This window comes from Coleofasciculus sp. E2-BRE-01 (assembly GCF_040221695.1).
Taxonomy (GTDB): domain Bacteria; phylum Cyanobacteriota; class Cyanobacteriia; order Cyanobacteriales; family Coleofasciculaceae; genus Coleofasciculus.
On sequence record NZ_JAVKEA010000111.1, the window covers coordinates 35,596 to 58,057 of the forward strand.

18 protein-coding genes and 1 pseudogene are annotated in these 22,462 nt (G+C 45.4%); 14 read left to right on the forward strand and 5 right to left on the reverse strand.

All coding sequences use genetic code 11. The features are described 5' to 3' along the window. Positions 1–263 precede the first annotated feature (263 nt). On the forward strand, positions 264–809 hold the full coding sequence (locus tag RIG66_RS13225) for a hypothetical protein (protein ID WP_446378694.1): 546 nt from the start codon (positions 264–266) through the stop codon (positions 807–809). 145 nt (positions 810–954) lie between these two features. Here RIG66_RS13225 and RIG66_RS13230 read toward each other — a convergent pair whose 3' ends face one another. Next, a complete protein-coding gene (locus RIG66_RS13230) occupies positions 955–1,884 on the reverse strand; it encodes an Rpn family recombination-promoting nuclease/putative transposase (protein WP_446378696.1) in 930 nt (309 codons plus the stop codon). A gap of 348 nt (positions 1,885–2,232) precedes the next feature. On the opposite strand from RIG66_RS13230, the gene RIG66_RS13235 reads away from it, so the two are divergent. The 4 genes from RIG66_RS13235 (at position 2,233) to RIG66_RS13250 (ending at position 6,096) form a co-directional block, all read left to right on the forward strand. Next, positions 2,233–2,373, forward strand: coding sequence for a hypothetical protein (locus RIG66_RS13235; protein WP_446378698.1), 141 nt, complete (start codon positions 2,233–2,235; stop codon positions 2,371–2,373). Between the two features lie 359 nt (positions 2,374–2,732). After that, positions 2,733–3,599, forward strand: a complete 867-nt coding sequence (bchL, locus tag RIG66_RS13240; protein ID WP_446378700.1) for a ferredoxin:protochlorophyllide reductase (ATP-dependent) iron-sulfur ATP-binding protein — start codon at positions 2,733–2,735, stop codon at positions 3,597–3,599. Between the two features lie 270 nt (positions 3,600–3,869). After that, on the forward strand, positions 3,870–5,273 hold the full coding sequence (locus RIG66_RS13245) for a ferredoxin:protochlorophyllide reductase (ATP-dependent) subunit N (RefSeq protein WP_446378702.1): 1,404 nt from the start codon (positions 3,870–3,872) through the stop codon (positions 5,271–5,273). Between the two features lie 307 nt (positions 5,274–5,580). Next, positions 5,581–6,096 carry a hypothetical protein gene (locus tag RIG66_RS13250; protein ID WP_446378704.1) on the forward strand — a complete coding sequence of 172 codons (516 nt, stop codon included), beginning with the start codon at positions 5,581–5,583 and terminating at the stop codon, positions 6,094–6,096. A gap of 127 nt (positions 6,097–6,223) precedes the next feature. On the opposite strand, the gene RIG66_RS13255 is transcribed toward RIG66_RS13250, so the two are convergent. Together RIG66_RS13255 and RIG66_RS13260 are read right to left on the reverse strand one after the other, a co-directional pair. Continuing rightward, entirely contained in the window at positions 6,224–6,553 is a 330-nt protein-coding gene (locus RIG66_RS13255; RefSeq protein ID WP_446378705.1) for a type II toxin-antitoxin system PemK/MazF family toxin, read from the reverse strand. After that, entirely contained in the window at positions 6,531–6,761 is a 231-nt protein-coding gene (locus RIG66_RS13260) for a hypothetical protein (RefSeq protein WP_446378707.1), read from the reverse strand. Before RIG66_RS13260 ends, RIG66_RS13255 begins: the two co-directional genes overlap by 23 nt. A gap of 448 nt (positions 6,762–7,209) precedes the next feature. On the opposite strand from RIG66_RS13260, the gene RIG66_RS13265 reads away from it, so the two are divergent. Next, positions 7,210–9,438 (forward strand): tetratricopeptide repeat protein, encoded by a 2,229-nt coding sequence (locus RIG66_RS13265; RefSeq protein ID WP_446378709.1) that lies wholly within the window; start codon positions 7,210–7,212, stop codon positions 9,436–9,438. 220 nt (positions 9,439–9,658) lie between these two features. Here the strand turns inward: RIG66_RS13265 and RIG66_RS13270 are convergent, their stop codons facing one another. Next, positions 9,659–10,168: a DUF4149 domain-containing protein gene (locus tag RIG66_RS13270; protein WP_446378711.1), complete on the reverse strand. Its 510-nt coding sequence runs from the start codon at positions 10,166–10,168 to the stop codon at positions 9,659–9,661. Between the two features lie 271 nt (positions 10,169–10,439). Here RIG66_RS13270 and RIG66_RS13275 point away from each other — a divergent pair, with 271 nt between their 5' ends. The 5 genes from RIG66_RS13275 (at position 10,440) to RIG66_RS13295 (ending at position 17,900) form a co-directional block, all read left to right on the forward strand. Next, a complete protein-coding gene (locus RIG66_RS13275; RefSeq protein WP_446378713.1) occupies positions 10,440–13,862 on the forward strand; it encodes a DUF4347 domain-containing protein in 3,423 nt (1,140 codons plus the stop codon). 34 nt (positions 13,863–13,896) lie between these two features. Continuing rightward, a complete protein-coding gene (crtA, locus tag RIG66_RS13280; RefSeq protein ID WP_446378715.1) occupies positions 13,897–14,787 on the forward strand; it encodes a cyanoexosortase A in 891 nt (296 codons plus the stop codon). Then, positions 14,787–14,996 (forward strand): hypothetical protein, encoded by a 210-nt coding sequence (locus tag RIG66_RS13285; RefSeq protein WP_446378717.1) that lies wholly within the window; start codon positions 14,787–14,789, stop codon positions 14,994–14,996. The genes crtA and RIG66_RS13285 overlap by 1 nt, the downstream gene beginning before the upstream one ends. 312 nt (positions 14,997–15,308) lie before the next feature. Further along, positions 15,309–16,055 carry an HpsJ-like protein, cyanoexosortase A-associated gene (gene hpsJ-A / locus RIG66_RS13290; protein WP_446358141.1) on the forward strand — a complete coding sequence of 249 codons (747 nt, stop codon included), beginning with the start codon at positions 15,309–15,311 and terminating at the stop codon, positions 16,053–16,055. Between the two features lie 1,254 nt (positions 16,056–17,309). Beyond that, positions 17,310–17,900: a PEP-CTERM sorting domain-containing protein gene (locus tag RIG66_RS13295; RefSeq protein WP_446378719.1), complete on the forward strand. Its 591-nt coding sequence runs from the start codon at positions 17,310–17,312 to the stop codon at positions 17,898–17,900. A 356-nt stretch (positions 17,901–18,256) separates the two neighbouring features. Here RIG66_RS13295 and RIG66_RS13300 read toward each other — a convergent pair. After that, positions 18,257–18,433 (reverse strand): annotated as a pseudogene (locus RIG66_RS13300) (Uma2 family endonuclease); the annotation flags it as partial. A gap of 162 nt (positions 18,434–18,595) precedes the next feature. On the opposite strand from RIG66_RS13300, the gene RIG66_RS13305 reads away from it, so the two are divergent. The 3 genes from RIG66_RS13305 to RIG66_RS13315 all read left to right on the forward strand — a co-directional run bounded on the left by RIG66_RS13305 (position 18,596) and on the right by RIG66_RS13315 (position 21,946). Beyond that, on the forward strand, positions 18,596–20,260 hold the full coding sequence (locus RIG66_RS13305; protein WP_446378727.1) for an ABC transporter substrate-binding protein: 1,665 nt from the start codon (positions 18,596–18,598) through the stop codon (positions 20,258–20,260). Between the two features lie 62 nt (positions 20,261–20,322). Then, entirely contained in the window at positions 20,323–21,099 is a 777-nt protein-coding gene (locus RIG66_RS13310; protein ID WP_446378721.1) for a HipA family kinase, read from the forward strand. 25 nt (positions 21,100–21,124) lie between these two features. Further along, positions 21,125–21,946 (forward strand): DUF3037 domain-containing protein, encoded by an 822-nt coding sequence (locus RIG66_RS13315; RefSeq protein WP_446378723.1) that lies wholly within the window; start codon positions 21,125–21,127, stop codon positions 21,944–21,946. Positions 21,947–22,462: the final 516 nt, after the last annotated feature.

Sequence of the window (22,462 nt, forward strand, 5' to 3'; positions counted from 1 at the left end):
CTTACTATAAAAGTGCTGGTAAATTCAACTCACTTATTCAACCAGCGAATCCTATACAGAAGCTCTAACTGAACTATCTATCTAATCCTAAATCTATTCCTTGGGAGTCCCCTCTTTTCTAGTAAAAGGGGGGATTCTTAGTAGAGACGTTGCATGCAACGTCTCTACAGGGTTTTGGCGATTGACTAACGGTGTTTCTTGATAACCTCTTGCTATTTCACGCTCGATATAGTACATTTGTACCAAATTACAGCGTGATCCTCATGAAAACACTGCAAACCGGACTTCAATTCCTGCGTTCCCAGTTCATGCAGCGTCAACCCCCTCGCGTCTTAAAAAAGCCACCTCGCAGGCGTTACCGTTCCCCTTACCCAGTTCCCCGAAAGGCAATCAAGGCATCCCCTCAACCCGTGAAGTCTCAACCGCCTTTATCCTTTGAGCTTGATTCGTCTGTGCGGATGCTACAGCAACGAACTAGAGACGGATGGAAACAGTTAGAGTATCAAGCATCCCATATTAATCAGCTATCAACAGAGTTAGAAGCCGCCTTGTTAGAACTCAAAGCGATCGCGTCACAAGTTAATGCGGATTGGACAACACTCCAAAAGGTTCAGAACTCGTCAACACAGGCGATTATCCCTAATGTTTGTGAATATCAGATCACGAAGTTACCTTTGGTGCAGTACAAACCATCGGGTGCATTTCTACTGACGTCGCGATCGGTCGATTTATTCAAAGCTGAACGGGAAGCCACTGTATTAGCACAAGTCTTGCGGCGTCGTACTCGACGTAAACGATTGAAACGTTAAGCTATTCAGCATTTAAACCTTAATGTCAATAACGACGAAATCCTTGGTGTGCGAGCATCTGGCTCGCTACTAATACCCCATTAAAATGCATGACAGCTTATCCCAGTTATCAAGGAGGTTAACTAAGGGGATTTGGTATAACTTATTAAGACGGCGAATGTTCGTCTAACCAACGTTCCAAATCCTCTAAACGATTTAAATCTAAAATCTCCTCGGTTAAATTTTCTAACTCTTGTAAAGGCAAGCTTTCAATTTTGGTACTTATCGCCTCTGGCAGTTCTCCAAAACGCTTTTTAAGTAGACGCATAACTAGAGCGATCGCTTCTTGCAAACGTCCTTTCTCTCTTCCTTTTGCTTCCCCTTGTTCTGCTGCATACGTTATCCGCCCTTTCTCATCCTGCAACATGATCCCTCGCCGTTCCACAATGTCTAACTCTTCTGAGGTCATTTTGGCTTGGTTGGCAATGTTTAAAGCCACTTCTATCTCAGCTACTTCCCCTAAACTATCAGGGATGTTATCTAGATGAGCTGCTTCTTTAAGGAAGTAAATCCATTTATCGCTCAAACTTGTTAACTCTGATAAGCTTTTGTGGAATTTCGGGAGTTCTACGAAAATTAACTGTAATTCTGGATCAGGATATTCAAACTTATGATTTTTTTCCTGAAAAACAAACTGATTGATTACATCTTGGCTAGCATTGAACAAAACAAAATCGGTTATCGTTACAGCGATAACTGGGTTGAGAGTTAAATAATTTTCTCCGATTCCTAATTGATTACTATACGCTTTAGCCAGATTGTAGACGACCCGTTTGCTAAAAGCTGTTACCCGCGCTATTTGCATTTCAATAATAACGACTGAACCATTAGCTAGAACAGCTTTTATATCTAAATAAGTATCTTTTATGCTCATTGCCTGACCCGGATTATAGGGATTGACAATGGTTAACGATTGAATAGTTTTATTCCCTCCATAAATAATCGCGTTGAGAAAGCTAATTAAAATATCTTTGCTCTGTTCAGAACCAAATATTTTTTTCAAGGCATAATCGACTTTAGGGCTGATAAATTTCATAGATTTATCCCGGTTAAGCCTGAAGTTAAAGGATCGCTAGTAATCTTATTTTAGTAGTAAACCAGCGTGGCGGCTTTTCTGTTGGGTTGTGGTTATCCTGATGCTATCAAAAAAACAATAGGGAACCTGGCGCGTGCGTAGGGGCGGGTTTCACTATTTATCTTTTTAGTTGCACCCAAATGTGACTAAACCCGCCCCGCCTTTCTCCGGTGAACGATCTCAACACCATTAGTTTTTCGAGCATAGGTATATTTATATCGCAACCATAGGCTTTAACCTATGCAAGTGGTGGGCGATCGCGGTGAGTGTAATCACTGCTACAAAAATTAATCTTTATTTACAACAATCTTGCCGGAGTTCACCAAACCTGCGATCGCACGTTCTCTAACTGACGTAAATCTAGGGTTTTTGGGGATCAGGGTGGATCAGACTGAAAGGATGCGATCGCGTCAAACCCCACCTATATCCCCGATTTCCCGTCAGCGTTGAGCTGGAGTCAGGTTGCTAGCGTGAGCCAGCTTAGTCAGGCTTGAAGTCTATTCCTGTATTTTTGCTTTTGTTCATATTTATTTTAAAAAAATACACAAAATTGGAATAATTTGATTAAATTGGCTTCATAGGCAATCTGAAGCGATAAAAGCCTTTAAGCATTGATAGGCGTTATCTGATTTAGATTTAAAGCCCATCCCATTCCCACACCCCCTTTCATTTCTCAGGGAGTTATGTCAATAATGCGATTAGCAGGCAGTAAGCAACGGCTGACGACTCAGCCCAAGCCTAGATGCCAGCTCATTTAATAGCTACGACAACATTCCAGTTTTGATCCAAACGATAGGAGACGACGAAGCGTGAAACTCTCAGTTTATGGAAAAGGCGGTATTGGTAAGTCCACAACAAGCTGTAATATCTCCGTAGCTTTAGCCAGACGCGGCAAAAAGGTGTTGCAAATTGGCTGCGATCCGAAACATGACAGCACCTTTACCCTGACAGGCTTCCTCATTCCCACGATTATCGATACGCTTCAGGAAAAGGATTATCACTACGAAGACGTTTGGCCCGAAGACGTTATCTATAAAGGTTATGGCGGCGTTGATTGCGTCGAAGCAGGTGGACCACCCGCTGGTGCAGGTTGCGGTGGCTACGTTGTCGGTGAGACAGTGAAGCTACTCAAGGAACTTAATGCGTTTGACGAGTACGATGTAATTCTATTTGACGTTCTCGGTGACGTCGTTTGTGGGGGATTCGCTGCACCTCTAAACTATTCCGACTACTGCATGATCGTTACCGATAACGGCTTTGATGCGTTATTTGCGGCGAACCGAATTGCGGCGTCTGTACGTGAAAAAGCCCGTACCCACCCCTTACGCCTAGCTGGGCTGATCGGGAATCGTACCTCGAAGCGGGATCTAATCGACAAGTATATTGAAGCTGTACCCATTCCCGTGTTGGAGATTCTGCCTTTAATTGAAGATATTCGCATTTCGCGGGTTAAAGGGAAAACCATTTTTGAAATGGCAGAAACTGATCCGTCTCTGACACCTGTGTGTGATTACTATCTGAATATTGCCGATCAAGTATTGGCACGTCCAGAAGGAGTCATTCCCAACGACTCCCCCGATCGCGAGTTGTTCTCTTTACTGTCTGACTTCTACCTGAATCCTCAAAAACCCAAGGTAACGTCAGAGGAAGAAGAACTTGACCTGATGATGGTTTAGTCATTGGTCATTGGTCATTGGTCATTGGTCATTGGTTATTGTCATACCCATTGGGTTTCAGCAACGACACAGAAGAAATACATGGATTTGTAGGGGCGGGTTTTACCCTGATCGGATGCAAGAAACCTTCCCAGTCAGTAAACCCGCCCGAATCCTACGTGTGATCAAGAAGACTAAAGGGTATGAGTCCATTAACCATCAGTGACTGTTGACGTCTTATATCGATACTTGTAGAGACTTCCCCAAAAAACGAGGAGAGGAGAATTAATTATGACTGCGCTTCAAAACCCCCAATCGCTAGAGTTTGAATGCGAAACTGGAAATTACCATACATTTTGCCCGATTAGCTGTGTAGCTTGGCTTTATCAGAAGATTGAAGATAGTTTCTTCTTAGTCATTGGCACCAAAACCTGTGGTTATTTCCTGCAAAATGCCATGGGGGTGATGATTTTTGCTGAACCCCGTTATGCGATGGCGGAATTGGAAGAAGGAGATATTTCCGCCCAACTGAATGACTACGAAGAACTGAAGCGGTTATGTTTACAGATTAAGCGCGATCGCAACCCCAGTGTCATTGTCTGGATTGGCACCTGCACCACCGAAATCATCAAGATGGATTTGGAAGGCTTAGCGCCGAAGTTGGAAAGCGAGATTGGGATTCCCATTGTAACAGCGCGGGCGAATGGGTTGGACTATGCGTTCACTCAAGGGGAAGATACTGTTCTGGCGGCGATGGCGCACAAATGTCCGAAAGAAGCACCCAAGGTAGAAGCCGAAAAAGAAGAACGGAATGCAATTTCCAAACTCCTCAACTTCGGACGCCAGAAAGAAGACGTTGCGGCGGAAGAATCGGAGTATGTGGATCATCCTCCCCTAGTATTATTTGGATCGTTACCTGACCCCGTGGTGACGAACCTTACCCTAGAACTGAAGAAGCAAGGAATTAAAGTTTCTGGTTGGTTACCCGCGAAGCGCTACACCGAACTCCCCGTAATTGAAGAAGGGTATTATGTCTCTGGTGTCAACCCCTTCTTAAGCCGCACCGCCACCACCTTAATGCGTCGCCGCAAGTGTAAATTAATTGGCGCACCGTTCCCCATTGGTCCCGATGGAACTCGCGCCTGGATTGAAAAGATTTGTTCCGTATTTGGAATTGAACCGAAAGGGTTAGATGAACGGGAAGCGCATATTTGGGAAAACCTGGAAGAATATGTCAAGTTAGTACGCGGTAAGTCGGTTTTCTTCATGGGGGATAACTTGCTAGAAATATCCCTGGCTCGTTTCTTAATCCGCTGTGGGATGACTTGTCCAGAAATTGGCATTCCCTACATGGATAAGCGGTATCAGAAGGCGGAATTGGATCTGCTGGAGAAAACCTGCCATGAGATGGGAGTACCGACGCCAAAGATTATTGAGAAACCAGATAACTACAATCAAATTCAGCGGATTTATGAGTTGAATCCGGACTTAGTAATTACCGGAATGGCACATGCGAATCCCTTAGAAGCGCGAGGAATTAATACCAAGTGGTCCGTTGAGTTTACATTTGCTCAGATTCACGGCTTTACGAATGCGCGGGATATTCTGGAGTTAGCCACTCGTCCCCTGCGTCGCAATAACAGCCTCAAGGATTTGGGTTGGGATAAGTTGGTGAAAGAAGAAGCGAAGGTTTGATCTCTCCTCCTTTGAGATCTCTCCTACCCCCCGGAATCCGGGGGGTTTATTTGTTAGTTTTGTTTGTAGTAGCCACTTTAGTGGCTGAAAAAGATTTATCCGCAAGCTTACTCAGAATACACAATTACCTGAAGGTCTTGATGTAATCGCTGATGGTAGAGAGGTGAGCGGTACTCACTCACCAACCCATCACACAATCTACCCCAGTTGAGAAATGCCATTTACAGAATTTGTGGAAAAATTTCTCACCAGTGGATGGGTGTACGCTGGGAAGAAGGAAATAAGATAGGGATAAGAATTAAAAGCCATGTTTCCAGAGCAACCCACAAACAACGATATCGAACTTTGGCAGAAAGTGTTTGACCAAGAAACTGCCTATATTCAAGCTCGCCAAGACTTCCTCAATAATTCTCCTGACCGAATCGGATTCATCAAGAAAGCTTTACACAATCCCACTGAAAGAGGTACAGCACTGAGACTCATAGAGTATCTAAAACTCGAAGAGCGTCAAAATTTGTTTAATGATTTGCTTGATTTAGCCAGTGTCTCTCAGTCCAATATTGAACTTTGCCAGAAAGTTATTCTTTCGCTCCCTAAAAATTGGCTTTTAGCCAATATCGGAAAGAGGGCTGAACCCTTACTCCAAGATGGAACAGACGAAGAGTATAGACGATTACTAGAATTATATCTCGATATTGATAGAGAACTTGCTAAAAGGCTTGCTCAGAGAGCAGTAGAACATGATGATCCAGATATTCGTGAAGTCGGGGAAGATTTCCAGAACTACCTGGAGAATCAGCATACTACTCTATCAGCAATTTAATCCGCGATCGCTCTTAACAAATCTAAGATACGGGAGAATAAAAAAAGATGAGTGTTGTAATTCCAAATGAAATCGTCAAAGCCAGTGGAATGTCAGCAGAAGAGTTGTTTTACGACTAATTTGTAAATCAAAATTGAGGTTTAATATACATATCCCATACTTGTTTCAACTGCTCCGCATCGGCTTGAGAGAGTCGCCCAATTTTCGCCAGTAACAAAGACTGTTCGAGGCAGTCTAGTCGAGACAAACGTACCGTTGAAGCAACCCGTAGACCACTTGCTGACCAATCATTAAGAGGTACATCAGTCTGTGTGCGAGGTTTTGCTGATGTGACTACTGCTGCCACTATATCATCCCCATCTACCCAAAGTACCAATATGGGACGCTTTTTAGAACCGCCACCGCTTGTGAATGGAATATCTGCCACCCAAAACTCACCGGGTTGGATAGTCGTCATAGAGTCCCTCGTCTTCTGGGGCGTAACCGTTTAAAAAAGCATTATGCTGGCGGATAACAACTGGTGTATTCTCTTCTTCTGTAAATGGTTCAATGGTAATTAACCAACGACCCGCCCCAATGCTTTCAACTAAAGAGTCTGGAAGAGCCAATGGCTCTCCTGTTTGGAGTTCAATTTCATACGTTAGTTTAATCAATTTACTAAGCATACTATTTATTTTTACTCGGTTGACTAATCCCCTGTATCTCCAACGGGTAAACCTGATGATTCTAGATAACACTATAGCGTTTCCCGGTCTGGTGAGCTACTGTGCCAAGGGCGCAAGCCTTGCGCCCCTACAATTTGGTGTACCGCATTGGCTGGGGAACTGCTATATTGCGTAAAGTGGGAAGGGAGTAACTAAATTGGTGCGATCGCGTCTGGGGTAATTGCGTTTGTCTGTCAATAGAAGCCAATGGCAAATGACGATGATTATGTCGTCAAAAAACAGTCTACGCTCTCTTTAGAGATAACTAATTCCTAAACTTCTGCTAAGATATTACGGATTTATTAATCAAAAGTAGTATATAAACAAAGAACTTGATAAAGTTATACATTAATTTAACTATCAATGGAGTTATTCTCGTTGATGGTATCTTGAGGTCTGAGGAGTTAGTATGTCAAAAATCCCGATTCAGATAAGTGTAGCCCTAGCAACTTTGATGACTGGTGGTATCGCCAGTGCGACGGTGCAACCCCCAATTGAACCCATGGAGTTCGATCGCACTCCCACCACAATGCCGATCGCACAAGCGCAATTGCTGGATCAATTGTGGCAACAGGTGAGCCAGTTACGGGGTGTGGGAAAATATCGTGAGGCGATCGCGATCTTAGAGCGGATTGTGCAGATTCAGCCAGATGCGTTCTTGGCGTGGTACTGGCGCGGTGAAATATTCAGCAGTTGGGGACAGTACGAAAGCGCGATCGCATCCTACGATGAAGCGATTCGACTTCAACCCAGTTATCTTTTAGCTCAGTATCAGAAAGGACAAGCCTTATACCAACTCCAACGCTATCAGGCGGCGGTGACAACTTGGCAACAAACCTTACGCTTAAACGCTGAATCGGAGTATGAACAAACCTTAATCACTACAGTCATACCCAAGCAAATTGCCCAAGTGCTGTCATCTGAGTTGCGACAGTATAATCAGGCGCTCTCCATCTATGATCAACTTTTGCAAATTGATGAGCAGATGGCGTCAGTTTGGGTAGATCGCGCCGCCGCACTGTATAAACTGGAACGGTATCAAGACGCGGTAGCCAGTTGTGATCAAGCCTTAGAACTTGAACCGCGAAACGCCCTCGCCTGGAAAAGACGGGGATTAGCACTGTATCAATTAGAGCGTTACGAACAAGCGATCGCGTCTTTAGAACGGGCGGCGAGTTATGATGCAACTGATTTAGAAGTAACCACCTTACTCTCTATTCTTACCACCTCTGGCGAATCTACCACCGAAGTTCGTGGCGCCCAACAGCGACTTGTAGCGCTGCAAACAGAGATTCGCACCGCCGAAGCCCGATTAGAGACGTTGCGGAATGAACGCCAAACCCTAACCGCCCAATTTGAATCCTCCCAATCCCAAGTACGTCAATCGCAACAGCGATTAGTCGCCCTGCGCGAAGAAATTCAAACCGCCCAAACTCAACTCGAATCATTCCAAGTGGAAATTCGGGAATCTCGCCAACAGTTAGTCGCCATTCGAGAAGAAATTGAAACCACCCAAGCCCAACTCGAATCCTCGCAAGCGGCGGTGCGCCAATCTCAACAGCGGTTAGTTGAAGTGCGAGAGGAAGTGAGTAGCGCTCAAGCCCAACTGACATCACTCCAGAGTGAACGCCAAACCTTAGAAGCGAGACTGGTTGAGGTACGGGAGGAAATTGAAACATCTCAAGAACGCCTGGAAGCCTCTCAAGCATCTGTGCGACAATCTCAACAACAGTTAGTTGCAGTTCGAGAAGAGATTAACACCGCCCAAGTCGAATTGACATCACTCCAAAGTGAACGCCAAAGTCGAGAGGCGAGACTGGTGGCGATACAGGAGGAAATTGAGACATCTCAAGAACGGCTGGAATCCTCTCAAGCATCTGTGCGACAATCTCAACAACGATTAGTCGAAGTGCGAGAGGAAGTTAGTAGCGCTCAAGCCCAACTGACATCACTCCAGAGTGAACGCCAAACCTTAGAAGTGAGACTGGTTGAGGTACGGGAGGAAATTGAAACGGCTCAAGAACGCCTGGAAGCCTCTCAATCTTCGGTGCGACAATCTCAACAACAGTTAGTTGCAGTTCGAGAAGAGATTAACACCGCCCAAGTCGAATTGACATCACTCCAAAGTGAACGCCAAAGCTTAGAAGCAAGACTGGTAGCGGTACGGGAGGAAATTGAAACGGCTCAAGAACGTCTGGAATCCTCTCAATTGTCTGTACGCCGCTCTCAACAACGGTTAGTTGAAGTTCGACAAGAGGTTAGCACCGCCGAAGCCAGAGTTGAGTCACTTCAGAGTGAACGGCAAAGCCTAGAAGCACAACTGGTAGCGGTACGTGGCGAAATCGAAACCGCTCAAGAACGCCTAGAAGTTTCTCGTCGTGAATTCAGCACTGTACAACAGCGTTTAAGTACCCTGCAAGCAGAAATCCAAACCACGGAACAACGAATCGCGACGGCTCGAACTGAGTTGCGTCAGTTAGAAGAGCGCAAGACAGTGGAAGCGGAAACATTACAGACTCTGCAAGTTCAGTATTGCGGTTTGCAAGAAGATTTAAGTGAATTAGAAGTCGCGATACGTCGAATTCGGGGAGAGTCCGCCGGAGCAGTTCAACGTTGTCGATTGTCGAATGTCGAATAATAGTGGTAGTAGGGGCGCAAGGCTTGCGCCCCATTCAATGGTCAAATTTATTCCACAATTTTAGCTGTAGGTTGGGTTGACGCCAGGAAACTCAACAGAGTCTAGGGCTAAAGCCCTTACTACAAGCCTGATTTAATACACCAATTAAGGTGTGTCACACCAGTAAGGGTACGACACGTCGTACCCTTACCGATGGTGGTTCAATTGCATGCAAAACCTATTAAGCAATTTCTCGCGAATCGTGATAACACCAAGCCAATACAGTCGCACCGACAATTAATTTAATCGCTTCTAAGAACCAATAGCCTTCATGCATCTCAACCATTCCGCTTGCCATACCCGTTGCTGGCTCAAACAGATTCAGTTGCATCGCTAGAGCGCTCATCTGGGGTGTCATGATGTAGGTATTAATGATAGCAATTGCTAACAGAAGCCCAGATAATAGGATCGACCAGCGTCGGACATGATGATAGAGATTAGATGTGCCACGTATTGCCAAAAGGCTGGTTAAAACTAAAGCGGCACAGAGTAACTCGATCCGATTAAACATCCAGAAAATCGAATAACCCGCACTGGCAAAACTGGCGTCGCTCAACATTCCAGCCGTTCCCAGAGTGGGCATGATCACGAAGTCTAGAATAAAGCTACTACTTAACCACAGACCCAAGACAAACAGAGCAATCGTTTGCCAGGTGGGTCGCTTGGCGCTAGTCCCTAAAATAGCATTCATAATTTTTTCCTTGAATTCCTCTGTTATTTTTAGCTTAACCAAGATTAGAGCAAAAAAATGTAAACTATTCTTGCAAATCACTCTCTTTAATGTTGCGTTTTTTAAAGTTGTCATTCGTCATTTGTCATTCGTTAGGAGACAAGGAAGGCGGGGCGGGTTTAGTCACATCTGGGTGAGGGTAAGCAACGATAGTAGTGAAACCCGCCCCTACACACTTTCCTAATGCCTCAGGCTAGATTGGAGTGGCAATGGCGATAATAGGGTGCATCAGATGGAATTCATAGAACCGGGAACAGGGTGGATCTTATCCGCTGAGGTGGACAGGTTATCGGGATACTCAGAGGGACTAGGGTTCAATCCAATCGAGGGAGTCAATGGCTTCCAAAACCGCGATCGCAGCCTTGTCGGTGAGGCGTATATCCCAGAGTTACTGCCACTTCCAGATATTGACGTTGAAGCGGCAATTCCGTTACTAGAGAGCCGCTTATCTAGCGTAGACGTTCCAGAGACATTAAATGCTGAATCAGAGAATGTGACAGGGCGAGATATCCTCACTGGGTTGGATCTGGGGAACGCCAATGGTGGTACTTTAGTATTCGTAGACGCTGGGATTGCAGACGCTGAAACCTTAGTGGCTGGGGTTGTCCCTGGGGCTGAGGTGGTTAGGCTGACACCCAATCAAGATGGAGTTAGCCAAATGACTCAGGTATTGGCACAACGTCAAGGACTCTCCAGTGTTCAGATTATCTCCCATGGTATGTCGGCAGGGTTGCAATTAGGCACAGGAGAGTTGAACCTGGATACACTGAATACTTATGCCAGTCAGTTGCAAACCTGGGCAGGGGCGTTAACAGCAGATGCTGATATCCTGTTCTATGGCTGTAATCTGGCAGCAACTGCGTCAGGACAGCAGTTCATCGAACAGGTGAGTCAGTTGACGGGCGCGGATGTCGCCGCTTCTAGCGATCGCACGGGGAGTGCAGCCCTGGGTGGTGACTGGGAGTTGGAAGTATCTCAGGGAACCATTGAATCCGATGTGGCGTTGCATAAGTGGGCGCAGTCGGCGTATCAGGCGGTACTGGATGCGGTGGATAATAATCTCACGGTTAATAGTGCCAGTTTTTTGGGGGGAAGTGGGGATGATAGTGGCAATGCGGTGGAAATTGCCCCAGACAGAACTATTGTGATTGGCGGGAATTTTGATTTAACACCGACTCAGAGTTTAGCAGATGGACAGGGGGCAGTCATCCGTTTGGATTCGACGGGACAAACGAGACTCTCAGTCACTCAGGTGGGTGCTGATGTGGATGACTTGGATCTCAATCGCAATAATAGCAACATAACGGTTGTCGGTGACTTTGGAGTCAAAACCCTCAATAGTGACGCCAGTCAGGTTCTCTGGAGTGCCAATCCCGGTAGCGCCCAACGAGTCGCGGTGGATCAACAAGGTCGGGTGGCTGTCCTGGCGGACGATCAGGTGACGGTTTATAATCCCCAGGGGACTCCCATCGGGAACTTTACTGTAGCCGGAACTCAGATTGCAGATGTGGCAATTGATAGTAATACCTCATCAGTATTTGTCACCGGATATCGACAGGTAAGTAATAATTTACAGCTTCCCTTACTCCGCAGCTATAGTTACACGGGTGAGATTAACTGGGAAAATTATAATTTTTCGGCTAATGAAGCCGCCGGAGAGAATTTAGGCGCAGATACGCGCGGGTTACGGGTGGCGATTGGACGAGATAATCAGCTTTACTTTGCCGGGAGTTTGGATGGCGGGAATAGCGTTTTTCAACGCGATCCCCAAACTATCAGCCAATCGGCTGGCAATATTAACATCGACAACTACACAAACACCTCGAACAGTGGTGGCGGGAAATTTGCCTATTTTGCCCGCATGAATCCGGCGACAGGAACTCTGGATCAGAGTCAGATTTTCCTCACCCGCCTTTCCAGTGGTAAAGGGAATTCCTTTGCGATTAATGCAATTACGGCGGATGCTAATGGCAGAGTTTATATTGGGGGTCAAGCGGGTGCTTCTTTACCCGATCGCAACGAGTTGCGAATTAATGGTACTCCTGTGGGACCTTACAGTGGCTTTGAGGGGGCAGTAATTGCCGTAAGTGAAGATTTCCAGCAACGGGAACTGGTGGGACTTTGGTCGGGAGGTAATCCATCGGGTTCTGAGGTGAATGGGGTGGCGGTGTTTGGAGATATCCGGGCGATGGTGTCCACAAATGCTGGTACGAATATGATTACGGTTAATCCGCTTCAGGGGACTTCGGGTGGAAGTCAGGATGCCTTTTTCTCGGTTTGGCAAAGTCCAGTAACTCCTGTTGGTAATCCGCCTACAGACATTGATTTAGATAATCAAACCGTTGCTGAAAATGCTTCACCGGGGACGGTTGTGGGTGAGCTTTCGACGATTGACCCAGATACGGATGATCGCCATACTTACACGTTAATTGATGATGCCGGAGGACGGTTTGCGATCGCTGAAAATCAATTGCTCGTTGCCGATGACGTTACATTAGACTTTGAGACTAATACAAGTTATCTGATTACTGTCCTCAGTACCGATACCGATGGCTTCTCTTTTGAAGAGAGCTTTGAAATTGCGATCGCGGATGTTGATGAAAATGATGATAACCCAACACCAACACCTACACCTACTCTACCCGTTGGTTTAGTGGATCTGGCACAAATTGGTTCAACTCAGGGCGTTTTCCAAGTGGGTGGAACTCCCGGAGAGGCGGTGCGCTTACAGTTCGACTGGACGTTCCGAGAAGCCCAGTTTAAAAATGAAGTCGGTGTCTTGCGAGTCGATGATGCGATGGGAACGGTGAATGGCGTGCGCCCTGGTGATCCGGGATATGCCCAGCAAGCCTTAACCCGTGCCGAACGTCAGGTATTATTTGCCCGAGGTGAAAATGTAGGTAAGGGTGTAGATTTGAGCCTCCAGGCGGGAGACTATTGGGTGTTTTATTTAATTCAGGATAGTACCAGGGCAGACTGGCTAGCCGAGAACCCGGATAATCGTCTAGATGGCGAAACCATTGCCTTTTTCTCCGTCACGGCGGCAAATCCTGATCAGTTTAACCATGTTCAACGCACCGAGTTGGGGGATGGGATGGTGCAACTGGCTTGGGAAGATCTCACGGGTGGCGGCGATCAAGATTTTAATGATGTTATCTTCAATGTGAGTAACGCCGATTGGACGGTGCCAGGGGAGTTGGGTGAGATGAGATCCCTGATTTTAAACTGGATGGCACAAGATAACCCGATTAATCATGAACTGGGTTTATTTTTGTTTGATCACCCGAATGGGCGAATCGGTAATTTATTCCCTGGTGATCCAGGATATGCTGCAGCTGCCCTGTCTCAGCCGAATCGCCAGGTTATCGTTGCACCGGGAGAGACGGGGAATGGGCAACGGACACTGAATGTGGAGAGCGATCGCGTTTTAGGATGGTATCTGATCCAAAACGGCACAACGGAACAGTTTTTACGGGAAAATCCCGACAATTTACTGGGGAATTCGCCCTTAGCCTTTTTCTCATTAATTGCCGCGAACCCCAACGCGATCGATAACTTCTGGCGACTGTCCCCCAATGAATTTGCCTGGGAAGACCTGACAAACGATAGTGATATCGACTTTAATGATGTAATGATAGGCATTCAGTTTGGCTAATTTTCTCTCTAATCGTTTCTACCCAAAAAGCACCATGAAAGCGACCTCCCTCACACCCCTGCAACGATTAAAAATCCCCCCCTATTGGCTTCTTGCCATCGCCGCTGGCTTAGTTGCCATTTACATGACACTCAGTTGGAAAGCCGGAGATGAAGCCCAGCTTGGCATGAGTGTTTTGTTTTGGCTAGCGGTTGGTTCCCTGCTTTGGGGCAAACGCCACGAGTTAAATCTGGAAAGTGGAGTTGTCCCTAGCATTATTGGAGCGCTAGTTATTGCCTTTGTCCTCTCGTATAGCGCCCACATCAGTGGGTTGAGGCTAACTAATGAAAATGTGCAGAGGTTAGCACCGCTACTGCGCCTGCTGCCGTTTATTTCTGCCATTGGTGTGGCGTTACTTGCCTCTGGGTTTAAAGCCTTCAAACAATACTGGCAAGAAATAACCATCCTGTTTTTTCTCGGTGGACCGGCAACAATTGCCTCATTTATACCGGATATTTCACCAATCACGGCTAAATTTTCGGCGTTCATGCTGTGGTATATGGGCTTTCAAGTCTATCTATACGATAAGGTCTTTATTAACCTACCTGATGGTGGCGTTAAGGTGTATCATGGCTGTTCCGGTATGGAAGCAATGACCTATGTGCTGGGACTATCGGTGATTTGTCTGATCATGTTTCCCATCAGTCGCCGCAAGCAGTATTTCGTGCCAATCATGGCGTTGGTTGTCGGATTTGTCGTCAATAGCTTCCGGGTGGCGTTGATGGCGGTGCTGGCAAATGCCCAAAATATGGAAGCGTTTAAATACTGGCATGAAGGCGAAGGTTCTCTAGTCTTCGGGATGATTTCCGTAATGGTTTTCGGCGTGTTTTACTGGTTCCTGCTGCGGCTGGAGGACGCGAGTTCTCCGGAGGCTGAGGAGGCATAATGTCCTGGAAACAGGTGCGGATTTTTGTGTTAGCGCTGATTTTTGGTGCCGTTCTCGTGGTGTTGCTGAAAGTCATTCTGGCAACCCTGGCTGAGAAAGGGCAAGGAAAGTCAGCGACTAGGCTTCCCAGGGTTGAGTCGTTAGCATTGCAGCCGTCGGTAGAGATGGGCTACGGCGCCTCTTTACATTCGGAAGCTGGCATGAATTGAAATTGTGTATAGGTAGTGAGCAAGATGCAAAGCCTGCGGCATGGCTTCGCTTAACACACTACAAGGATTTCCCAATTCTTGACATTATGGTTTAAATGCCGAACTACTTACCACTCATAATTTAGACAATCTGTTTCCAGAGGTAGGGAAAACGAGATAATCTATTGAACGTTAAACGTCATTAGTCTGCTAGCCAATGAATTAGTTGTGATCATTATGTCGGACATAAGACGTAGCCTGCTTCTCAAGGGAGCGAGTATGACAAATGACGAATGACTAATGACGAATGACAAATAACCGATAATTAAAACCATGACGCAATCAGAAGAAAAAGATAAATTTGTTCCCGCGATCGACCAACTGTGGAAGTTTAGCGCTGGTTTATCCAAGTCAATCGCAGTGGCGCGGTGGATCGGCTATGGGTTATTAGTTTTGGCATTTTTCGATGTCGTAGAAATATTTGTACCTCCGGTGTTGATGAATCCTGCTTGGGAGTTTCAGACTATCGGACAATTGGTGGAACGAGTTCCCGTACCGTTGCTGGGATTGGCGCTGGTGTTTCTAGGCGAACGAGATCAACGTACTCGATGGGAACCTCTGATTCTGAATATTTTGTCCTGGCTAGCTTTGCTGGTGGGGGTTTTGTACTTTTTACTGGTTCCCTTGGGGATTGTGGACACAATACGGTTGGATAGGCAGAATCAGCAGCAGGTTGAGCGACAAGTTGAACAGCGCCAAGAGCAGATTCAACAGGTGAGAGAGGCGCTAGGGCAAGCGACGACTGTAGAACAGATGCAGTTTCTGATTAGTCAATTGGATAGTCAAGGGCGCACGCCACAGATTCAAGGCACTGAACAGTTAGCTGAGGTGAAGGAGCAGCTTTCGACATTTTTGGAACAGGGTGAGACTCGGATGCAGGAGGAAGCTCAATCCCAGAAGAAGTCTCGGCGCTTGCGGTTACTGGAGAATTCGGTGAAGTGGAATTTGGGCGCTTTGGTTTCTGGGGCGTTGTTTGTCAGTATTTGGCGCTTAACCGGTTGGGCAAGACGTAGCGAGTGATTCCAGGTATTTGTTGGGATACGATATATATCTCGCACGGGAGCGAGTGTGTCATTGGAGAAAGAAGCGATCGCGCACAGAATCTCAACAGATGTTCTGGCGGTTCGGGATCAAAAAATAAATGTAGGACTTAAGCCCACACGCCATTTATGTATGGTAGGGGTACGATATTATCGTGTCCCTACTTCCTTCTCTTATTCAGCAGGTTGGTTCCCCTGGTTCCATTAGAGGACTGGGAAGCTTCTATGTATTTCTACGGTGCGGTCTATCAAGACGGCAAATCACGATATCTCTAGTGTAATCAGACTCGAAAATCATCAAAGCCTTACTATATCGGGTTTTCAGCCGGAATAATGTCGCCATTTTTACCGTATTTTCACGGAAATCCCAGACATCTTCATCAAAACTTTAAATTAAGGGTTAATTTTCCGGATATCTTCATCGAAGCTTTATAGACATGTATCGAAGGATACTTTATAGTGAACGATAGAGCGAATTCAATGAAGCTTAAGCCAGATATGGCAAGCGATTCAGGGTTTTGCTCACATCCAGCAACTATCTAATATTAAATTGAGTTAACTAGTCCTAAACAGCACTGACATGAAACGTTCTGCTTTTGTTCCCTCGGTTGTAGCTGCTACTGGCGTAGCCGCCGCCAGGTCTGAAAGTAATCAATTATAAGTCTTATTTTAGGGACTCCCTTTAGAAAATCAAGCTAGCTTGTCACTAATAACTGAGCAACGAAACCCATCCTTATTCATACGTCATAAGTTATATAAAAAAGCATTTACACCTTGTATTCTTCCTTTTGTTTGGCTTTATTGAGCAATTCAGGAGGTAGGTTGGGTTTATTTATGAGTCTCATCAATAATCTGTTGGGTTTCACTTCGTTCAACCCAACCTACAACAACTAAAACAAGTAACTTAGCCAATATCACAAAAAGATTGACCCCCAATAGTCTTCCTGCGTCAAAAAACCAGGCTGGGGGTCTTCTTTGTGGTTATTTTTACTCAAGAGGGCATGAATACCGATACTTTGATCAAATCCTCAAATCCTTACCCAATAAGGCATCTCGCCTTATAGCGATTAATCTTCATCGAAAGTTTACACAAATTAACTCATTCTTCATTGCTACTTTACCCAACACCTAAGTGAAGTCCCTTATAGTGTGAATATAGAAAAGCAAACAAGCCGAAGCAAATCAGTCCAAACGCTTCAGCAATCGAGTTATCTAGTCCTAAGGAGTACATTACATGAAATTCTCTTCTCTCGTTCCCTCTGTTTTAGCCGCTGCTGGAATCGCTGTTGCATCTTCAGCTTTCTCTCCTGCTCAAGCCGCCTTAACATCTTTAACAAATTCGTGTAGCACTTCAGACCTAAATGGCTCTGTAGCTTGTGAAGGTACTTTTGCTGGTAATGATGCTAATCAAGATTTAGGTGGTCTATTTGGTGTTGATGCATGGTCACAACTATTTAAAGTAGATGATGATAGTGGCACTAATGGTGGCTTGAATGTTACTGGTGGCGGTACATCAGGAGGCTGGAGTCTGACAGGCATCGATTTCAACACATCTAATATAATGGTTGTCCTCAAAGGTGGTAATTCCTTCAGTAGCTATTTACTTGATGGTGCGACTAGCGGCTCATGGAATACTAATGGGGTTGTAAAAGGTAACGGTCAGCCAGGTCCCGGTTTATCTCACTTCACCGTGTATGAAGCACCCAAACCTGTTACAGATCCTGAGGCTGTTCCCGAACCCCTCACCATCTTAGGTTCCGCTACCGCTCTAGGAATCGGCGGTTTGCTCAAGCGCCAACAGTCCAAAAAGAACAACAAGGCTTAATTGAGCCTCAAGTATTTCCCTCCGAGTTTACCTAAAATAGAAGCCTAGTAAACTCCTTCTGTCGAGTCAAGCAGAAGGGGTTATTCTTTTGACATTTGTTATTTGTCCTTTGTCATCAGTCTTGTAGGGTGGGTTAGGCGGGAGTTTAATCAAGACAATAACCCTTCAGTGAAATATCCGCCGTAACCCACCAATGTCTTGAGGAATCATCTGTTATGAATGGTGCGTTACGCTGCGCTAACGCACCCTACAAATAATCGATTATTAAGCGTATATTGATACACCAATTAAGATAACTGGTTGATAAATTCCTCTAAGGATTCCACCTCTAAAACAACTTCCACTAAACCTTCCAATTGATGAATATCTTTTTTCACACCCACGTCTATCGCAGCGGTAGACGGTGACATGAGTTCGATAATCACATCAGGATAGCGACCTTTTTCTTCCTAAACAACCCAGCCTTGGCGTTCGCGCTCACCATCTACATTCAGAACCACAAAGAAATCAGATCCTCTAAAATCGCGATCGCGAACTCCTGGAAAACTTATGGCGTGAAGGTGACACAACGGATGATTGACGTGCGCCCAAAATAATGTAATATTTATTCCACGACTTGAGTTGGATGACGCCAGTTGACCCCAAACAACTTCATCGGATCTAGGGCTAAAGCCCTTACTACGAACATCGGTGCGATCGCATCGCCTAAACGATCGCTGATTCGGTCTATTCTGTTGGTTATTATTGGCTTGGCTTTGGCGTTAGGGCTGGCGAATTGTGATACTCCCTCTCCCAAAACTAGCGAGAGTTCCGCGATTCCGGCTGATACGCTGGTTTATGGTTCCGGTGGACAACCGGTGAATCTGGAACCGGGAAATATTACTGACGGCAATTCTCTTGTCGTGCAGCATCAAATCTACAATATGCTGCTAAGTATTAAACCGGGAACCACGGAGTTAGAACCAGGGTTGGCGATGGAGTGGACAGTATCTGAGGATGGGAAAACCTGGACATTTAAGCTACGCGATGATGTTAAATTTCATGATGGTAGCGATTTTAATGCCGAAGCGGTAAGGTTTAATGTAGAGCGTTGGTGGAATCCTGATAGTGAGTTTGGCTATCGGGATGCGGGAAAAAATTACGAGATTTGGGCAAATTTGTTTGGCGGGTATAAGGGAAGTCCGGACTCAATTTTGCAAGATATTGTTGTCGCGGATGATAATACCATTGAGTTTATCCTCCAGCAACCCTTTGCCGCATTTCCGGCGGCGATATCTTCGAGTTATTTTGGGATTGCAAGTCCCGATGCGATTAAACAAGCGGGGGCGAATTATGGTACGCCTGCGTCCTTGGCAGTGGGTACGGGACCGTTTATATTTAAAGAATGGCGGACTGGCGATCGCATAGTTCTGGATAAGAATCCGAACTATTGGAAACCGGAGTTACCCAAGTCTGATCAGTTGGTGATTCGCTTCATTACTGATCCTTCGGCACGGTTGGCACAATTACGGGCGGGTACGATTAATTTTACGGTAGATCTATCCCCCGATCAACTCTCAGAAATCGAAAATGATGCCAACCTAGACGCCGTATTTCGTCCCTCGTTTAACGTCGGCTATTTGGCGCTAAATCCCAGCTATGAACCCCTTTCTAAGGTAGAGGTGCGTCGTGCGATCGCGCAAGCTATTAACACCTCAGAAATTGTCCCCGCCTTTTGGGGAGAATTGGGTGAACATGATAATCATTTTACCCCACCGTCTCTGTCGGAGTATCAGTCTGAGCAAATTATCAATTATCCCTACAATCCCCAACAAGCCAAACAACTTATCGCAGATGCAGGGTATCCTAATGGCTTTGACCTGGATTTGTGGTATATGCCCGTCAGTCGTCCCTATTTTCCCACACCCAAACCCATCGCCGAAGCCATCGCCGCCGAATTAAGTGCTATTGGCATTAACGTCAACTTACAAACTAAAGATTGGGCAGCCTATTTAGAGGATCGGCGAAAATCACCAGGATTTCAGGCTTTTATGTTGGGATGGACAGGGGATTATGGTGATCCGGATAACTTTTACTATGCCCATTTTGGTCCCGGCGCAACCGAAGATTTAGGCGGCTGGAAAAACGAGGAACTTCTCCAGCTTTTAGAACAAGGAAGGGCGACAACTGATCAAGCCGAACGGACTCAAATCTATGCCCAAGTGGATGAAATTTTAGCCCAAGAAGCCGTCCGATTACCCATCGTTCACTCCCAACCTTTATTGGCAAAACGCAAAACCGTTACCGGGTGGACACCCAGTCCCTTAGGTTCAGAACCCTTTGAGACAATCAGAACTGCCTCACCTGTTAGCGGGGAATAAAAGCGTCATATTATATTTGGTTATTAGATGAGTAAGTGGTAATAATGGGGTAATCGGGACTTGTGAATGGTGGTGAAACCGATCAAGAAAAAAGAGCTGAGTGGAGGCAATCCTTAGAATCAGCTATCTTACACCAGAAAATACCAATTAAAGCTAAAACTTTTCTGAAGGGTTGGCGGACTAAGTCTGAGCCAGTTTTGCTCCAGTGTGAAGATAAAAACATTTACGTTGTCAAGGGTCAACAAGCAGGTCGTCAAATTGTTAATGACCAAATTGTTGCGCGACTTGGTTTAGCCATTGATGCACCTGTTGGAAAAGCAAAAATCATATATGTTTCTCAAGAATTGATTGATATTGAGCCAAACCTGTCTAATTTTATAGCGGGAACAGCACATGGAACTCAATTCATCCCTGACTGTTTTGACCAATGGGAGTTAATTGCAACTAGCGAACCGGATAATCGACCAAGACTAGCACGGTTAGCTGTATTGTATGGATGGACTTATGCCAACGATCATCAGTTTCTTTTTCAGAATAGTCCCCCTCGTCTGATTTACTCTGTCGATCATGGTCACTTTTTCCCTAATGGACCAGAATGGCAAGAAGATGACCTTAAACACGCTAGTAGTGCAGGAATAGATCCCATACTATCGTCAACGTGTAACTTTACAGCGAATGAACTCAAAGAAGCACTCGAAAAGCTAGAGCGGGTAACTGAAGATGATATTATTCATGTGGTGGCAGTCCCTCCGCAGGAATGGCAGCTTACAATGGAAGAACGGATCACTATGGTGGAATACTTAACTAGAAGACAACAAGAGTTACTCGAACTTCTGTGAATCCTCTGAATACAAGGCAAGAGCAATGGTTAGTCGATACAGTATCGTCCAATACGTTCCCAATCCGATTGCTGATGAGCGGATCAATATTGGTGTGCTTGCCTTTGATGATAATCGGGTGCGTGTTCGATTTTTAAACAATTGGGAACGGGTAAAACGCTTTGGAATGGAAGATATTCATTTCCTCAAAGATTTCGCTAGTCGCATGGAAGATGCGGCTGCTGATGGATTATTGTTTCCGGGAGATTCGCCAAATGAGACTCCCAAGCAGGAACGTTTAATCAGAGTCGCTCAGAATTGGTTTAATAGCATTCAGTTGACTGAACCGCGTGGTTCTCTAGACGATGTAGAAAGCCTTTTAGCTGATATTGCTGATACCTGTTTACTTGAGCCACCGGAGAAGCCAAAGCCGCGCGATCGCGCTTTTGCTGTTCAAATGACCAGAAGGAAAATTAGAAATATTCTTGGAGATCGATCAAAAGATCTAGTCAAAAATAATTATTCATTGTCAGGGCATTTTGAAAAACATGAATTTGATGTTGTCGTTGCTAATGGGAAACATTATTTTGCCGCTCAAGGTATTTCCTTTGAAGTTCAAGTCAGGGCAGATCTTCAAAATTCAATTGCTTGGAAGATTTCTGATGTCAAGGAACATCAACCTGATTTACCTTTAGCTATTGTGACATTACCACCTAACCCAAAATATCCTGCCTATAAAAGAACTTATCAAAAAGTAACTTCAATGTATTCTGAACTTGGCGCAGATATTTTAACAGAAGATAAAATTGAGCCTTGGGTAAAGGATCACCTTAAGCCTATAGACACTACAACGATGGAGCTTATATGAGAAAATAAAAGGATGCTTCGTTTTTTGGCACGGAAGGAGGAGAATTCAAAGCCTCTCTCCTTGCAGGAGAGAGGTTTGGAGAGAGGTTTTCTAAATTCCGGTGAACCGAATAGCTTACTCGGCAATTGGATCTCATCGTTGCTGGGGAAGACTCCAAGGCGGGTAACGGGGAAGATTCCCATTGCGGAATTTATCAGTTAAGGTGGTAGAGGTGGAAAGCTGCGAGAGACTAGCTTGAGTTGTGCCAAGTTAAGAGATGCCATAATCCTTTTCGCGTGGCTTTGAGTGAGGATGAGATAGAATGACGGATAGAGCAGAATTACTTGAAATTATTGAGAAGGCAGCCCGTGAAGGAGTAACCGAGCTGGATTTATCGGGTCTTCCGTAGTTAGTGTGCTAAATTGTTAGTTAGATTTGCCCAAGTATTGGACAGCAATAGCTTTAACCGTTTTTACCCGAATTTCAATTTATTTTGAGGCGATCAAAAGCTACAGCCCTTGTGTGGAAAACCTTCTG

What these genes read in the sequence shown, in the direction of transcription:
- RIG66_RS13225 (WP_446378694.1), top strand. Translation starts at nt 264, where the DNA reads ATGAAAACACTGCAAACCGGACTTCAATTCCTGCGTTCCCAGTTCATG.
- RIG66_RS13230 (WP_446378696.1), bottom strand. Translation starts at nt 1,884, where the DNA reads ATGAAATTTATCAGCCCTAAAGTCGATTATGCCTTGAAAAAAATATTT.
- RIG66_RS13245 (WP_446378702.1), top strand. Translation starts at nt 3,870, where the DNA reads ATGACTGCGCTTCAAAACCCCCAATCGCTAGAGTTTGAATGCGAAACT.
- RIG66_RS13250 (WP_446378704.1), top strand. Translation starts at nt 5,581, where the DNA reads ATGTTTCCAGAGCAACCCACAAACAACGATATCGAACTTTGGCAGAAA.
- RIG66_RS13255 (WP_446378705.1), bottom strand. Translation starts at nt 6,553, where the DNA reads ATGACGACTATCCAACCCGGTGAGTTTTGGGTGGCAGATATTCCATTC.
- RIG66_RS13260 (WP_446378707.1), bottom strand. Translation starts at nt 6,761, where the DNA reads ATGCTTAGTAAATTGATTAAACTAACGTATGAAATTGAACTCCAAACA.
- RIG66_RS13265 (WP_446378709.1), top strand. Translation starts at nt 7,210, where the DNA reads ATGTCAAAAATCCCGATTCAGATAAGTGTAGCCCTAGCAACTTTGATG.
- RIG66_RS13270 (WP_446378711.1), bottom strand. Translation starts at nt 10,168, where the DNA reads ATGAATGCTATTTTAGGGACTAGCGCCAAGCGACCCACCTGGCAAACG.
- RIG66_RS13275 (WP_446378713.1), top strand. Translation starts at nt 10,440, where the DNA reads ATGGAATTCATAGAACCGGGAACAGGGTGGATCTTATCCGCTGAGGTG.
- crtA (WP_446378715.1), top strand. Translation starts at nt 13,897, where the DNA reads ATGAAAGCGACCTCCCTCACACCCCTGCAACGATTAAAAATCCCCCCC.
- RIG66_RS13285 (WP_446378717.1), top strand. Translation starts at nt 14,787, where the DNA reads ATGTCCTGGAAACAGGTGCGGATTTTTGTGTTAGCGCTGATTTTTGGT.
- hpsJ-A (WP_446358141.1), top strand. Translation starts at nt 15,309, where the DNA reads ATGACGCAATCAGAAGAAAAAGATAAATTTGTTCCCGCGATCGACCAA.
- RIG66_RS13295 (WP_446378719.1), top strand. Translation starts at nt 17,310, where the DNA reads ATGAAATTCTCTTCTCTCGTTCCCTCTGTTTTAGCCGCTGCTGGAATC.
- RIG66_RS13315 (WP_446378723.1), top strand. Translation starts at nt 21,125, where the DNA reads ATGGTTAGTCGATACAGTATCGTCCAATACGTTCCCAATCCGATTGCT.